A 13,070-nucleotide genomic window follows, 5' to 3' on the forward strand; every position below is an offset into this window, starting at 1 on the left:
GTTTCTCAGGTCTCCGTGCGGTACATCAGATCGGTCTCATGGGTCGCGAAGCCCAGCCGCTCATAGACCGTGAGCGCGGCCTTGTTGTCCGCGTCGACGTACAGCATGGCGGTCGGGAGGCCCTGGTGCGCGAGGTGCCGCAGGCCGATCGTGGTGAGTGCTCGGCCGAGGCCGCCGCCCTGGGCACCGGGGCGGACGCCGAGGACGTACACCTCGCCGAGCTGTTCCGCGGCGTGGACCTTGGTCCAGTGGAAGCCGATGAGCTCGGGGCCGTCTTCGCCCTCGCGCTCCGCGAGGAAGAAGCCCTGCGGGTCGAACCACGGCTCGGCCTTGCGGTCGTCGAGATCCCGCTGGGTGAGGGAGCCCTGCTCGGGGTGGTGGGCGAAGGCCGCCGCGTTGACGGCGAGCCACGCCGCGTCGTCCTGGCCGGGCACGAAGGTACGGACGGTGACGCCGTCGGGCAGCTTCGGCTCGGGCAGGTCGAGATCGGTCAAGGGGCGGCGCAACTGGCGCAGTTCGCGGAAGAGGGTCAGTCCCAGGACCTGGGCGAGGTGCCGGGCCGCCGAGTGACCGCCGTGGGCCCATACCCGCAGCCGTTTGCCGGAGGCGGCGAGTAGGGCGGAGCCCAGTGCCCGGCCGTGCCCGTGGCCCCGGTGCCCGGGGTGCACGACCAGTTCGGCGGCGGGGGCCTCCACGGGGTCGGTGTCCTCAAGCTGCGCGTATCCGACGAGCGTGCTGCCGACCGACAGCAGCAGATGGGACACGCCCTCCCGCTCACCGCCGCGCAGCTGGAGCCGCCCCTGCTCGGACACGGCCTGCTGGCCGTCGACCCGGGCGGCCTCGGCGAGCAGCGCGCGCACGACCTCGGCCTGTTCGGGCGAGAGTGCGGTGACGGTCTCGAGGGAGCGGGGCGATGCCGGGCGGGCGGTGTCGTCGCTGGTCATGGGTACGAGGGTAAGGGGAGGACCCGGGGAAAGGGGAGGCAGAGGCAATTCACCTCCGAGGCCTCAATCCCGGGGTTCAGTCCCCGGGCTTCGACCTGAGGTTTCAGTCCTGGGGCTCCGTCCCGGGGCTTCGACCTGAGGTTTCAGTCCTGGGGCCTTGACCCGTCAATCCCGGGGCTTCGGCCCTGGAGCCTCAACCCCGCGGCTTCAGCCCCAGGGATCGGGAATCGGCTGCGCTTCGCCTTCGGGACCCGACCTCGGGGTCAGCCGCCGTACGGTGCCGGCCGCCGGATCGGCGACGAGCACGTCGGGCACATGATCCTCGAGGCACCGCAGATACCCGACAGTGCCGAAGGTGCTGGTGCGGGCGGCCAGCCAGACCACGAGTTCGCGCAGCCCGTCGAACTCTTCGGGGTGCACCTCCTGCCGGACGGTGAGTGCCCAGCCGCGTGCACTCGGTGCGAGCACGCCCACGAGCGCCCCGCCCATCCGCGCGGCCGGACCACGGGAAGCGAACAGCGGATACGCTTCCGGATCCTCAGGCTCCTGGCCGCCCTCCCCCAAGTGCCAGCGCAACAGGGCGAGATCGGCCTCCGGCAGGGAGCCGGGAAGATCGAGGGTGAGCTGGAGTTCGCGGAAGTCGCTCATGGGACGAGGCCCCGGGCGGGGCCGCTCACCCCGCAGTCGCCGCCCGGACCGGAACGGTTGCCGGACTCAAGGGCCTTCGTGACGTGGCGCCTCCGGCGGCGGAGTGGGCGCCCCGGGCAGCCGTACCGTCGCCACGGTGCCGCCGCCCTGCGCCGGCTTCAGGGACACCTCGCCGCCGGCCTGCTGGACCGTGCGGGCCACGATGGACAGGCCCAGGCCCGAGCCGGGCAGTGCCCTGGCGCTCGGTGAGCGCCAGAAGCGGTCGAAGACATGTGGGAGTTCGTCGGCCGCGATGCCCGGACCATGGTCGCGGACGGTCAGGACGCCGTCCGCGAGGACGACGTCGATCGTGCCGCCCTCGGGGCTGAACTTCACCGCGTTGTCCAGGATGTTCACCACCGCCCGCTCCAGCGCGGACGGCTCGGCCCGTACGTACCACGGCTGGAGATCGGCCGTGATCGTCAGCTCCGGCCCCCGGAGCCGGGCGCGGCGCAGCGCGGATTCGACGATGTCCTCCCACGCCAGCACCTGCACCTTGCCGGTGTGCTGGCCCTTCTCCGGACGCGACAGTTCCTGCAGGTCGCCGATGAGCGAGGCCAGCTCCGTCATCTGTGCCTTCACCGAGGTGAGGAGCGCCTTGCGGTCCTCCGGGGGAAGAGGGCGGCCCGTCTCCTCGCTGCGGGTGAGGAGCTCGACGTTCGTCCGCAGCGACGTGAGCGGCGTACGGAGTTCATGGCCCGCGTCCGCGATCAGCTGCTGTTGCAGTTCGCGGGAGCTGGCCAGGGCCGACGTCATCGAGTTGAAGGAGCGGGACAGACGGGCGATCTCGTCCTCGCTGTCCTCTTCCACCGGGATACGGGTCGTCAGGTCCTCGGTGCGGGCGATGTGTTCGACCGCCTCGGTGAGCTTGTCGACCGGGCGCAGGCCCGCACGGGCGACGGCCAGGCCGACCGCACCCGCGCCGACGACCCCTATGCCGGAGACGAGGAGCAGCAGCAGCGCCAGGTCGTTGAGGGTGCTCTGGGTGTTCTTGAGCGGCACGGCGACGAGGAGCGCTGCGTCGGGATACAGCCGGGGCTCGTTGCCGATGCCCGTGTTGACCATCAGTGGCAGGGTCAGCACCCGTACGTCGTTGCTGTTGGTGTCCGTGCCGTTGCGCACGATCCCCCTGCGGGTGCTCGCGTGCCTGATCACTTCCTTGTCGGCGTCGGTGACCCTGACCGTGCCCACGGAGTTCGAGGAGACGCAGGGCGTCCCGTCCGCCTTGACCAGCTGGAGGTAGTAACTGTCGCGGGTGCGGAGGAAATCGTTGGTCGCCGCCTGTGGTGTCTGGGGGCAGCTTTCCAGGGTGCCCAGGACGTCGGTGTAGGGCTGGGGCCTGGCCGCCGCCTTCTGCAGGTCGCTGTCGAGCTGCTCGTACACCTTGCCCTGCACGATGAACCAGCAGCTCACCGAGACCGCCGCCACCCCGAACGCAACCGCCGCCGCCACCAGCAGGGCCAGCCGGGAGCGGAGCGGGAGGGAGCGGTACCGTCTGATCACTCCGCGCCGCCCTGCCGCAGGACGTACCCCACACCGCGCACCGTGTGCACGAGACGGGGTTCGCCGCCCGCCTCCGTCTTGCGGCGCAGGTACATCACGTACACGTCGAGCGAGTTCGACGACGGCTCGAAGTCGAAGCCCCACACCGCCTTCAGGATCTGCTCGCGCGTCAGCACCTGGCGCGGGTGTGCCATGAACATCTCCAGCAGGGTGAATTCCGTGCGGGTCAGTTCCACCGTCCGTCCGCCGCGCGTGACCTCGCGCGTCGCCAGGTCCATCCGCAGGTCGGCGAAGGTCAGCGCCTCGTCCTCCGGCGCGCCGACGGCAGCGGCGGCGTACGAGCTGCGGCGCAGCAGGGCCCGGATGCGGGCGAACAGCTCGTCCAGTTCGAACGGCTTGACGAGGTAGTCGTCCGCGCCCGCGTCGAGGCCCGTGACCCGGTCGCCGACCGTGTCACGGGCCGTGAGCATGAGGATGGGGGTGGTGGTGCCCGCGCCCCGCATTCGGCGGGCGGCGGTGAGACCGTCCATGCGCGGCATCTGGATGTCGAGTACGACGAGGTCGGGCTGGTACGCGGTCGCCTTCTCCAGGGCGTCCGCCCCGTCAACGGCGACCTCGGTGTCGTAGCCCTCGAAGGCGAGGCTGCGCTGGAGTGCTTCGCGCACGGCCGGCTCGTCGTCGACGATCAGGATGCGCTGGGTTTCACGGTCGCCTTCGGCGAGGCTCATGGGTGTGTGGTTCCTAGGGGGTACGACGGGAGGGGCTGGACTCATTCAGCCTCGCACGTTTCCGCTCGGGGACGGAAAGGGATCGGCGGGAGAACCAGGTCGGGAGCCCCGCCCCGCGTCCGTACGAGGTACGTCGCCGGGACCCCCGGACCTTACGGCGTACGCCGCCGGGCCCGTATGCCGTACGGCTCAGGTGAGGACCGCGGTGAGCCGGTTCAGCGGCACCTTGCGGCGGTGGGGGCGTGCGGCGCTGGTCCGCAGGCCCATCAGCTGCGGGACCGCCACCTCCAGCGGCCGTGTCAGGGGTGTCCGCAGTGCGTACGGCTCCGGGATCTGCACCGCCGGTGCTCGGAGTTCGTACGCCACGGCCAGTGCCAGGGCCACCCCGGCGGGGCCGGCGGGAGCGGTCGCCTCGTGCAGAACCTGCTTGATCATGTCGTACTCCTTACCAATCGCCCGGCGGGATGTCCGCTCAGCTCTGGGAGCCGGAGCGCAGCGTCGCCAGGTCGGCCTTGACGGTGTTGATCGGTATGGCGAAGCCCAGGCCGACGCTGCCGGCGCCCGACGAGGTCGAGTCCGAAGCCGCCGAGTACATCGCCGAGTTGATGCCGATGATGTTGCCGTTCATGTCGATCAGGGCGCCGCCGGAGTTGCCCGGGTTCAGGGACGCGTCCGTCTGGATCGCCTTGTACGTGGTGGTGGACGAGCCCGTGTCGCCGTTGAACTGCCGACCGCCGAACTGGAACGGCCACCGGCCGCCCGGGCCCTGTCCCTGGTTCTCGTCGGTCGAGACGGTGACGTCGCGGGCCAGCGCGGAGACGATGCCGCTGGTGACCGTGCCGGTCAGCCCCTCCGGGGAGCCGATCGCGACGACCTGGTCACCTACCTGGATGCCCTCGGAGTTGCCGAGCGTGGCCGTCTTCAGGCCGGAGGCGTTCTGGAGCTTGACCAGTGCCAGGTCCTTCTTGCTGTCGGTGCCGACCACCTGTGCGGTGTATGACGTGCCGTCGTTCGTCGTCACCTTGATCGAGGAGGCGCCGGAGATGACGTGGTTGTTGGTGATGACCTCGCCGTTGCTGGTGACGATCACGCCGGATCCGGTCGACCGGCCGGAGTTCGAGGTGGCGCTGATCTCCACGATGCTCGGGCTGACCGCCTTGGCGACGCCGGCCACCGTGCCCTTCAGGCTGGAGGGCACTACGGCGGTGCTGGTGGAGCTGGTGGAGACGGTTTTCGTGCCGGTCAGCTCCTGGATGCCGTACGCCGTGCCACCGCCGATCGCCGCGGCGACGATCGCCACGGCGGCGAGGAGGGCGAAGGGACCCTTGGCGCGCTTCTGCGTGGCGGTCTGCTGCGCCGGTGCGTACGCCGGAGGGGGCGGCCACTCCGGGTCCACCGGGGAGGAGACGTGCTGCGCCTGGGCATACGCGGACTCGTGTCCGGGACCCTGGGGGTACTCGTGCTCGCCGCTGCGGCGGAAGCTCTCGGTCATGCATAGAGAGTGTCCCGTGATCATGAGAGCTTCCTGAGTCATCCCTGAGAAGCCCGACAGAACCGTGTATGCCCGATATAAGGGCGCCTCGGAGGAGGCTTTGCAAGGGCACTTCGACGGAGGCTCACGGGCCGCGGGAACAGCGGGTGGCGCACGGCGGCCAGGCCGACGGTGTACTAGAACATACGTCCGTACCTGCCCGTATTGCCCGTACTGTCCGTCCCTGTTCTGAGTTTCTGAGTCAGGTGTGTCGGTCACACCCGTCGCCGTGTCAGTCGCACCCGCAGGAGCGCCGCACCACCAGCCGCGAGGGAAACAGCTTCAGCCGCTCACGACGGGACCCCGCCACCCGCAGCCCGTCGTCCAGGACCAGGTCGACGGCCGCACGGGCCATCCCCGAGCGGTCCGAGGCGACGGTCGTCAGCGGCGGATCCGTGAGTGCCGCCTCCTTGACGTCGTCGAATCCGGCCACGGCCAGCTCGCCCGGGACGTCGATGCGCAGCTCGCGCGCCGCGCGCAGCACGCCGATCGCCTGGTCGTCGGTGGAGCAGAAGATGGCCGGCGGACGGTTCGGGCCGGACAGCAGCTCCAGGCCCACCTGATAGGCGTCGTAGCGGTTGTACGGCGCCTCGAAGAGCCGTCCCTCCGTGGAGATCCCGGCCTCCTGCATTGCGCGCCGCCAGCCCTCGACGTGGTCGGAGACCGGGTCGCCGACCGCCGGGGTCTCCGCGGTGCCGCCCATGCAGGCGACGTACTCGTAGCCGTGCTCCAGGAGGTGGCGGACGGCGAGCTGGGCGCCGCCGAGGTCGTCGGTGACCACCGCGACGTCGTCGATCGCCTCGGGTCGCTCGTGCAGCAGCACGACCCGGGCGTCCCATGCGTCGATCTCGGCGGCGGCGTGGTCGTTCAGCGCGTGGCTGACCAGGATCAGTCCGGAGACGCGCATGCCGAGGAACGCCCGCAGATAGTGGACCTCGCGCTCGGCCACGTAGTCGGTGTTGCCGACGAGCACCATCTTTCCGCGCTCGGCGGCTGCCTGTTCGACCGCGTGCGTCATCTCCCCGAAGAAGGGCTGGCGCGCGTCCGGCACGATCATGCCTATGAGGTCCGTGCGCCGCGAGGCCATGGCCTGGGCGACCCGGTCTGGCCGGTACCCCAGTTCCTTGATCGCGGCGAGGACACGCTCGCGCGTGGCCGGGGCGACCGGCCGGGGTCCGTTGTTGATGACGTAGCTCACGACGGCGGTGGAGGTTCCCGCCAGCCGTGCCACATCGTCCCGAGTCACCTTGGCCACGCGCGGAGTCTACGCGGATGGACCGCCTCTGGGCAGGCCTTACGGCTTCCTATGCCTCAGCCGTGACCTCGGCCGCGGACACGGCGGCCGTCTCGTCCGTGTCCTCCGGCTTCGGCTGGGCCGCCTTGGCCTTCGCCTCCTCCGCTGCCCGTTCCACCTTCTCCGGGGTGACGAACCGGTAGCCGACGTTGCGCACGGTTCCGATCAGCGACTCGTGCTCGGGGCCGAGTTTGGCTCGCAGCCGCCGTACATGGACGTCGACCGTGCGTGTGCCGCCGAAATAGTCGTAGCCCCAGACCTCCTGCAGCAGCTGGGCGCGGGTGAAGACACGGCCCGGGTGCTGAGCGAGGTACTTCAGGAGCTCGAACTCCTTGAAGGTGAGGTCGAGGACACGGCCCTTGAGCTTGGCGCTGTAGGTCGCCTCGTCCACGGACAGGTCGCCGTTGCGGATCTCCATCGGGGAGTCGTCGTTGACGATCTGCTGGCGGCCCATGGCCAGACGCAGCCGCGCCTCCACCTCGGCGGGACCCGCGGTGTCCAGCAGGACGTCGTCGACGCCCCAGTCGGCGGTGACGGCCGCGAGACCGCCCTCGGTGACGACGAGGACGAGCGGGCAGCCGGGCCCGGTGGAGCGCAGCAGCTGACAGAGGCTGCGCACCTGCGGAAGGTCCCGCCGCCCGTCGATCAGGATGACGTCGGCGCCCGGGGTGTCGACCAGAGCGGGGCCTTCCGCCGGAGCCACTCGCACGTTGTGCAGGAGCAGGCCGAGAGCGGGAAGCACCTCCGTCGACGGCTGAAGAGCATTGGTCAGGAGCAGCAGAGAACTCATCGTGCCCCTCCAGCCTGGGTCGTCATACGTTCGTGCACGGTTCGCTCGCCCATAACGTCTGGTCCCTCCTCGGTCCCTGCGAGGACGTTTGCGGCACTGCTTCGTACGGTGCGAATCCCGCGTCCCCTGGGACCCGCCGTGCGATCGAGGGCCGTACACCTGCGGTTTCCCGCTTCGTATACAACGCTTCCGAAAGCACAAAAGGACCCGGGGGCTACGCTGCCCGAGTCCTCTGCCCAGCAGAATAGCCCACATGAGCACCGGTGCGGCAGGTCATGGGGCACGATCCACCGTTCGTCCGAATGGCGAGACGGGCCGGCCCGGGCCTGTGCGGACGTTTCTGCGCACGGTCGACGGGGTGACGATCGATGCCGCATACGATCCAGGGTGCCTCGTATACGGCCACGATCACGACCACCACACCCACGACGACGGCCACGGTCACGGCCACCACACCCACGACGACGGCCACGGTCACGGCCACCACACCCACGACGACGGCCACGGTCACGGCCACGGCGCCTACGGCGCGGACGACACCGGGCGTCCACCTCCCGGTCATCTCGCCGATCTTGCGATCGTCGTCGCGCACGGCTTCACGGGCCATCTGGAGCGGTCCCATGTACGCCGGGTGGCGGGCGTCCTCGCGCGGTACGGGGCGGTGGTCACGTTCTCCTTCCGGGGGCACGGGGCATCGGGAGGACTGTCGACCGTCGGTGACCGCGAGGTGGACGACCTGGCGGTCGCGGTGGAGTGGGCGCGCGAGCTCGGGCACTCCCGGGTCGCCACGGTGGGCTTCTCCATGGGCGGGTCCGTGGTGCTGCGGCACGCAGCGCAACACCGGGAGGGATCGCACACGGACGCGGTGGTGGCCGTGAGCTCGCCCGCCCGCTGGTTCTACCGCGGTACGGCTCCCATGCGGCGGCTGCACTGGCTGGTGACCCGCCCCGAGGGACGCCTGGTGGGCCGCTACGGCCTGCGCACCCGGATCCACCACCGTGACTGGGACCCGGTTCCCGCCTCGCCCGTGGAGTCCGTCCCGCTGATCGCGCCGACCCCCCTGCTGGTGGTGCATGGTGATCAGGACGGCTATTTCCCCGTCGACCACGCCCGGATGCTGGCCGAGGCCGCCCGAGGGCACGCCGAACTGTGGCTGGAACCCGGCATGGGCCACGCCGAGCACGCCAGCGACGACGGGCTGCTGGCCCGGATCGGGGCGTGGGCGGCCTCGCGCGCGGGCTAGCCTGACGGTGTTCACCACGACCGAGTTGAGGAAGCAGATGGCAAAGGGCACGGTGCGCTACTGGGCCGCCGCCAAGGCCGCGGCCGGGATCGCCGAGGAGCCGTACGACGCGACGACGCTCTCGCAGGCGCTCGAGGCGGCCCGGGAGCGGCACCCCGGCGAACTCGTCCGCGTCCTGCGGCGATGCTCCTTCCTCGTCGACGGTGACCCCGTCGGGACCCGTGAGCATGAGACGGTACGGCTGGCCGAGGGCGGCACGGTCGAGGTGCTCCCGCCGTTCGCAGGAGGATGAGCGATGAGCAACCAGCCGTACGAGGGCTATGACGCCGGGTACGACCCGTACCACCAGCAACAACAGCAACAGCAGCAACAGCAGCAACAGCAACAGCAACAGCAACAGCAGGGGTGGCACGACCCGAACGCCGCATATCAGCAGCAGCCGTACCCGCAGCAGCCGTACCCGCAGCAGCCGTACCCGCAGCAGTGGGAGGGGCAGGCCTGGCAGGGGCAGGGGCAGGGGCAGGGGCAGGCGTACGGGCAGGCGTTGCCGCCCGAGGTCCCCGGGTACGAACCCCATGGCCACGCGGCACCCGGAGCTGACGGCCTCGCCCACCCTTCCCCTTCCCCGAGCTCCCAGCTGCGGTCGGGCGACGGCGGCCCCCATCACCCCGGCGGGACGACCGCCCAAGGCGGTGGCGGCACGCGGACCACGACCCGGCCCGAGGCACCCGCCGCCGACATCTCCCGCCTGGCCCCCAACCAGCGCGCCCGGCTGGAAGGCCGTTCGCCGATCATCGAGCCGGGGCTCCAGCCCGCCGCGCTCACCGCGGTGCTGGGCGTGCTGCTCGCCGGGGCGGCGGCCATCGGGACGTACGCCCTCGTCGTCCCGCTCGTGATCCTGCAGGCCGTGACGGCCGCCGGATGGTTCCGGCTGAACGGTATGTGGCCCGCCCGGCAGGGCATCGCGCTGGCGTTCCTGGGCGCCGTCACCGCGGACGTCGTGGTGCTCGTGGCCGGCCGGGAGCACGCGCCCGCCGCCATCCTCGGCACCCTGGGCGTCTGGGTCCTGCTGGCCCTCGTCCTGCAACTGCGCTCGCACGCCGATCCGGACGAGCGGATGCACGGCCTGATGGCGACCGTCGCCTCCGCCGCCCTGTCGATCGTCGCCACCGGGCACCTCGCGGCCGAGCCGACCGCCGTCACGGTGGGCGCCGTCGCGGTCGCCGCCGCGGTCCTGGCCCGTGCGCTGCCGCTGCCGACGGCGGCCTCGGTGATCGTTGCACTGCTGGCGGCGGCGGGTGCGGGCATCGCGATGGGCGGCGCGACCGAGCTGGGCACCTCCGGTGCCTTCCTCGGTCTGGGGGCGGGCGTCTGCGCCCTGATCGGCCACCGGGTGGCCGGCTACGACTACCCGTCGCGCTTCGTCCACCTCACGGCGGGCGTGGCCCTGCCCCTGACCGCGGCGGCGCCGGTGATCTATCTGCTGGGGCGTGCCATCGGCAAGGGGTGAGTCCCGCTCGGGCATGTCACAGGTGATCGACAATTTCGCGGCGCCCCTTCCCGGGAGGGTTACAGTCGCGCTCGACGGCCACACGGTCGTCAGTGACGTCTTCGACGACCGCCGAGGTGGGGGAAACACCGAGCATGCGCGCACTGCGGATTCTGCTGATCGTTGTTGTGGTCCTGGGTGGTCTCTTCGTGATCGCGGACCGTGTCGCGGTCCACTTCGCGGAGGACGAGGCGGCCGACAAGCTGAGGACGACCGAGAGCCTGGCCACCGCCCCGGACGTGTCCATCAAGGGATTCCCCTTCCTCACGCAGGTCGCCGACGGTGAGCTCGACGACGTCGAGGTCGGGATCAAGAACTACGACGCCACCACCGGCAACGGTGGCGACAAGATCCGCATCGACGATCTGCACGCACAGATGAAGGGCGTCAGGTTCTCCGGGAACTTCAGCTCCGCCACCGCGACCGACGCCACCGGCACCGCCCTCATCACCTACGACGAGCTGCTCAAGACGGCCAAGTCCGAGCCCACCCGGGTCGCGCCCGGCGTCACCGCACGGGTGATCGGCCTCTCGGACGGCGGCAACGGCAAGATCAAGGTCGCGGTGGAGGCGACGGTCCTCGGCGTCAAGCTGCCCAACCCCGTCTTCGTGCTCAGCTCGGCCACGGTCCAGGGCAACACGGTGAGGGTGCACGCGGACGCCCTGCCGAAGTTCGGCGGTGTCGAACCCGCCGAGACCAGGGTCCGGGCGATCACCGACTTCCAGCAGCGGATCGACCAGCTCCCCGGCGGCATACGGCTGGACAAGGTCCAGGCGGCGCAGAACGGGGTGGAGATCACGGTGAAGGGTTCGGGCGTCAGGCTCGCGGGGTAGGGCGACCGACGGCCGAGGACGGCAGGGTGTCCGAAGAGCGAGACACCCCCGTCCGTACGGCAGATGGGACAGCGTAGGCGGAGGCCCGGCGCCCGTGCGGAGGCCGCACGAGCGGGCAGTCGTTCTCATATCCCGGACGATCGTATCTCACCATGCGACACGCCGGTGACACGCCCGGCGGTCCGTCCCTACGATCGACCCCATGCAGCGACAGGCGGATCTCACGAAGCGGCGGGCAGTAGACCTGTGCCGCGTCGCCGCCATGCTCTGTCGCACTTCCTGAGCGGGAGCACGCACTCCCGTATCCGCCGGCCCCAGCACCGACTCGGGGCCACTCGTGCGCCGCGTACGCCACCGCAAAGCCGTGTACCCGCGCATTTCCGACTCGCACACCCCGCCGCAACTGCCCCGGAGGAGAAAGAGCATGAGCCGCAGCGACGTCCTGGTCGACGCCGACTGGCTGCAGGACCACCTGGACGACCCGAACATCGCCATTGTCGAGGTCGACGAGGACACGTCCGCCTACGAGAAGAACCACATCAAGAACGCGATCCGCATCGACTGGACCAAGGACCTCCAGGACCCGGTCCGCCGCGACTTCGTCGACCAGGCCGGCTTCGAGAAGCTCCTGTCGTCCAAGGGGATCGCCAACGACACCCTGGTGATCCTCTACGGCGGCAACAACAACTGGTTCGCGTCGTACGCGTACTGGTACTTCAAGCTGTACGGCCACGAGAACGTCAAGTTGCTCGACGGCGGTCGCAAGAAGTGGGAGCTGGACGCCCGCGAGCTGGTCGAGGAGGTGCCCGAGCGCGCCGAGACCACCTACACGGCGAAGCCGCAGGACACGGCCATCCGTGCCTTCCGCGACGACGTGGTCGCCGCGATCGGCGCCCAGAACCTGGTCGACGTCCGTTCGCCCGACGAGTTCTCCGGCAAGCTGCTCGCCCCGGCGCACCTGCCGCAGGAGCAGTCGCAGCGTCCGGGCCACGTCCCGACCGCCCGCAACATCCCCTGGTCGAAGAACGCCAACGACGACGGCACCTTCAAGTCGGACGAGGAGCTCAAGGAGCTCTACGCCGAGGAGAACGTCGACCTGTCCAAGGACACCATCGCGTACTGCCGCATCGGTGAGCGCTCCGCGCTGACCTGGTTCGTCCTGCACGAGCTGCTCGAGGTCCCGAACGTCAGGAACTACGACGGCTCCTGGACCGAGTACGGCTCCCTCGTCGGCGTCCCGATCGAGCTCGGCGCCGCCAAGTAATCCCGGATCCCCCGGACCTACCCCGAAGGAAGAATCATGTGTGGAGCGAAGGCCGGCGGCCCCGACGCCTCGACGATCAAGCCCGGTGAGACCACGATCCAGGGCCAGGTGACCCGCAACGGCGAGCCCGTCGTCGGGTACGTGCGCCTGCTGGACTCGACGGGCGAGTTCACCGCCGAGGTCCCGACCTCGGCGACCGGACAGTTCCGCTTCTACGCGGCCGAGGGCACCTGGACCGTACGCGCCCTGGTGCCGGGCGCCACCGCGGACCGTACGGTCGTCGCTCAGACGGGCGGTCTCGCGGAGGTCGCGATCGCCGTCTGAGGCACACTCCACGACGGTCCGAGGGACCGTTCGTGCACGGCCTGAGGGCCGCATCCCCCGGGGGTTGGACGCTTGCCGGGCACGGTGCGGCCCTCCGGCATGTCCGGGCATAGCCTGGACGTATGTACGCACGACGGCGGCACATCTACTTCGCCATGATGGGCACGTGCATCGGCCTGTTCGTCCTGGCCTGGGGAGTCGTGCGTATCTGGTCGGTTCCCGTGGCCGTGGGGATGTGCCTGGTCGCGATGGTGATCCCGCCGCTGGCCGCGATGGTGGCGAACCGGCGCGGCCCCGAGGACCGTTGGTGGGACGACCCGTCCGGCGACCCGCAGTCCGACGAGTGGTGGGACGAGCTGGACGGGAAGAAGCGGCGGTAG

16 protein-coding genes are annotated in these 13,070 nt (G+C 70.4%); 8 read left to right on the top strand and 8 right to left on the bottom strand.

All coding sequences use genetic code 11. From position 1 onward, the window contains the following. Positions 1 to 5 precede the first annotated feature (5 nt). The 8 genes from mshD to AAW14_RS09785 all read right to left on the bottom strand — a co-directional run bounded on the left by mshD (position 6) and on the right by AAW14_RS09785 (position 7,477). The gene (mshD, locus tag AAW14_RS09750; RefSeq protein WP_265562096.1) at positions 6 to 944 is read right to left on the bottom strand and encodes a mycothiol synthase; all 939 of its coding nucleotides are present in this window, start codon (positions 942 to 944) and stop codon (positions 6 to 8) included. Positions 945 to 1,151: 207 nt separating this feature from the next. Further along, positions 1,152 to 1,592 carry a hypothetical protein gene (locus tag AAW14_RS09755; protein WP_265562099.1) on the bottom strand — a complete coding sequence of 147 codons (441 nt, stop codon included), beginning with the start codon at positions 1,590 to 1,592 and terminating at the stop codon, positions 1,152 to 1,154. 66 nt (positions 1,593 to 1,658) lie between these two features. Beyond that, positions 1,659 to 3,134, bottom strand: coding sequence for a sensor histidine kinase (locus AAW14_RS09760; protein ID WP_265562101.1), 1,476 nt, complete (start codon positions 3,132 to 3,134; stop codon positions 1,659 to 1,661). Continuing rightward, complete coding sequence (locus AAW14_RS09765) at positions 3,131 to 3,862, bottom strand: response regulator transcription factor (RefSeq protein ID WP_265562103.1); 732 nt, start codon at positions 3,860 to 3,862, stop codon at positions 3,131 to 3,133. The genes AAW14_RS09760 and AAW14_RS09765 overlap by 4 nt, the downstream gene beginning before the upstream one ends. A 189-nt stretch (positions 3,863 to 4,051) precedes the next feature. Further along, complete coding sequence (locus tag AAW14_RS09770) at positions 4,052 to 4,297, bottom strand: hypothetical protein (RefSeq protein WP_265562105.1); 246 nt, start codon at positions 4,295 to 4,297, stop codon at positions 4,052 to 4,054. A 37-nt stretch (positions 4,298 to 4,334) separates the two neighbouring features. Next, positions 4,335 to 5,354, bottom strand: coding sequence for a S1C family serine protease (locus AAW14_RS09775; protein ID WP_265562107.1), 1,020 nt, complete (start codon positions 5,352 to 5,354; stop codon positions 4,335 to 4,337). Between the two features lie 271 nt (positions 5,355 to 5,625). Further along, complete coding sequence (locus AAW14_RS09780) at positions 5,626 to 6,648, bottom strand: LacI family DNA-binding transcriptional regulator (RefSeq protein WP_265562109.1); 1,023 nt, start codon at positions 6,646 to 6,648, stop codon at positions 5,626 to 5,628. Between the two features lie 49 nt (positions 6,649 to 6,697). After that, positions 6,698 to 7,477, bottom strand: coding sequence for a response regulator transcription factor (locus AAW14_RS09785; protein WP_265562111.1), 780 nt, complete (start codon positions 7,475 to 7,477; stop codon positions 6,698 to 6,700). A 253-nt stretch (positions 7,478 to 7,730) separates the two neighbouring features. Here AAW14_RS09785 and AAW14_RS09790 point away from each other — a divergent pair, with 253 nt between their 5' ends. The 8 genes from AAW14_RS09790 to AAW14_RS09820 all read left to right on the top strand — a co-directional run bounded on the left by AAW14_RS09790 (position 7,731) and on the right by AAW14_RS09820 (position 13,070). Continuing rightward, on the top strand, positions 7,731 to 8,720 hold the full coding sequence (locus AAW14_RS09790; RefSeq protein WP_265562113.1) for an alpha/beta hydrolase: 990 nt from the start codon (positions 7,731 to 7,733) through the stop codon (positions 8,718 to 8,720). 37 nt (positions 8,721 to 8,757) lie between these two features. Continuing rightward, a complete protein-coding gene (locus AAW14_RS09795; RefSeq protein WP_265562115.1) occupies positions 8,758 to 9,012 on the top strand; it encodes a MoaD/ThiS family protein in 255 nt (84 codons plus the stop codon). Positions 9,013 to 9,015: 3 nt separating this feature from the next. After that, a complete protein-coding gene (locus AAW14_RS09800; protein ID WP_265562116.1) occupies positions 9,016 to 10,230 on the top strand; it encodes a hypothetical protein in 1,215 nt (404 codons plus the stop codon). A gap of 134 nt (positions 10,231 to 10,364) precedes the next feature. After that, positions 10,365 to 11,102, top strand: a complete 738-nt coding sequence (locus tag AAW14_RS09805) for a DUF2993 domain-containing protein (protein ID WP_265562458.1) — start codon at positions 10,365 to 10,367, stop codon at positions 11,100 to 11,102. 202 nt (positions 11,103 to 11,304) lie between these two features. Then, entirely contained in the window at positions 11,305 to 11,385 is an 81-nt protein-coding gene (locus tag AAW14_RS39715; protein WP_355139345.1) for a putative leader peptide, read from the top strand. 141 nt (positions 11,386 to 11,526) lie between these two features. Next, positions 11,527 to 12,366, top strand: a complete 840-nt coding sequence (locus AAW14_RS09810) for a sulfurtransferase (protein WP_265562118.1) — start codon at positions 11,527 to 11,529, stop codon at positions 12,364 to 12,366. 36 nt (positions 12,367 to 12,402) lie between these two features. Next, a complete protein-coding gene (locus AAW14_RS09815; protein WP_128379854.1) occupies positions 12,403 to 12,690 on the top strand; it encodes a DUF1416 domain-containing protein in 288 nt (95 codons plus the stop codon). Between the two features lie 122 nt (positions 12,691 to 12,812). Beyond that, positions 12,813 to 13,070, top strand: a complete 258-nt coding sequence (locus AAW14_RS09820) for a DUF3099 domain-containing protein (protein WP_265562120.1) — start codon at positions 12,813 to 12,815, stop codon at positions 13,068 to 13,070.

The organism is Streptomyces hygroscopicus (assembly GCF_026168105.1).
Classification (GTDB): Bacteria; Actinomycetota; Actinomycetes; order Streptomycetales; family Streptomycetaceae; genus Streptomyces; species Streptomyces hygroscopicus_D.

Excerpts from the sequence above, each read along its gene's own strand:
- AAW14_RS09810 (WP_265562118.1), top strand. The coding sequence starts at position 11,527 with ATGAGCCGCAGCGACGTCCTGGTCGACGCCGACTGGCTGCAGGACCAC.
- AAW14_RS09820 (WP_265562120.1), top strand. The coding sequence starts at position 12,813 with ATGTACGCACGACGGCGGCACATCTACTTCGCCATGATGGGCACGTGC.
- AAW14_RS09765 (WP_265562103.1), bottom strand. The coding sequence starts at position 3,862 with ATGAGCCTCGCCGAAGGCGACCGTGAAACCCAGCGCATCCTGATCGTC.
- AAW14_RS09815 (WP_128379854.1), top strand. The coding sequence starts at position 12,403 with ATGTGTGGAGCGAAGGCCGGCGGCCCCGACGCCTCGACGATCAAGCCC.
- AAW14_RS09800 (WP_265562116.1), top strand. The coding sequence starts at position 9,016 with ATGAGCAACCAGCCGTACGAGGGCTATGACGCCGGGTACGACCCGTAC.
- AAW14_RS09805 (WP_265562458.1), top strand. The coding sequence starts at position 10,365 with ATGCGCGCACTGCGGATTCTGCTGATCGTTGTTGTGGTCCTGGGTGGT.
- AAW14_RS09785 (WP_265562111.1), bottom strand. The coding sequence starts at position 7,477 with ATGAGTTCTCTGCTGCTCCTGACCAATGCTCTTCAGCCGTCGACGGAG.
- AAW14_RS09790 (WP_265562113.1), top strand. The coding sequence starts at position 7,731 with ATGAGCACCGGTGCGGCAGGTCATGGGGCACGATCCACCGTTCGTCCG.
- AAW14_RS09795 (WP_265562115.1), top strand. The coding sequence starts at position 8,758 with ATGGCAAAGGGCACGGTGCGCTACTGGGCCGCCGCCAAGGCCGCGGCC.
- AAW14_RS39715 (WP_355139345.1), top strand. The coding sequence starts at position 11,305 with ATGCAGCGACAGGCGGATCTCACGAAGCGGCGGGCAGTAGACCTGTGC.
- mshD (WP_265562096.1), bottom strand. The coding sequence starts at position 944 with ATGACCAGCGACGACACCGCCCGCCCGGCATCGCCCCGCTCCCTCGAG.
- AAW14_RS09755 (WP_265562099.1), bottom strand. The coding sequence starts at position 1,592 with ATGAGCGACTTCCGCGAACTCCAGCTCACCCTCGATCTTCCCGGCTCC.
- AAW14_RS09770 (WP_265562105.1), bottom strand. The coding sequence starts at position 4,297 with ATGATCAAGCAGGTTCTGCACGAGGCGACCGCTCCCGCCGGCCCCGCC.
- AAW14_RS09775 (WP_265562107.1), bottom strand. The coding sequence starts at position 5,354 with ATGACCGAGAGCTTCCGCCGCAGCGGCGAGCACGAGTACCCCCAGGGT.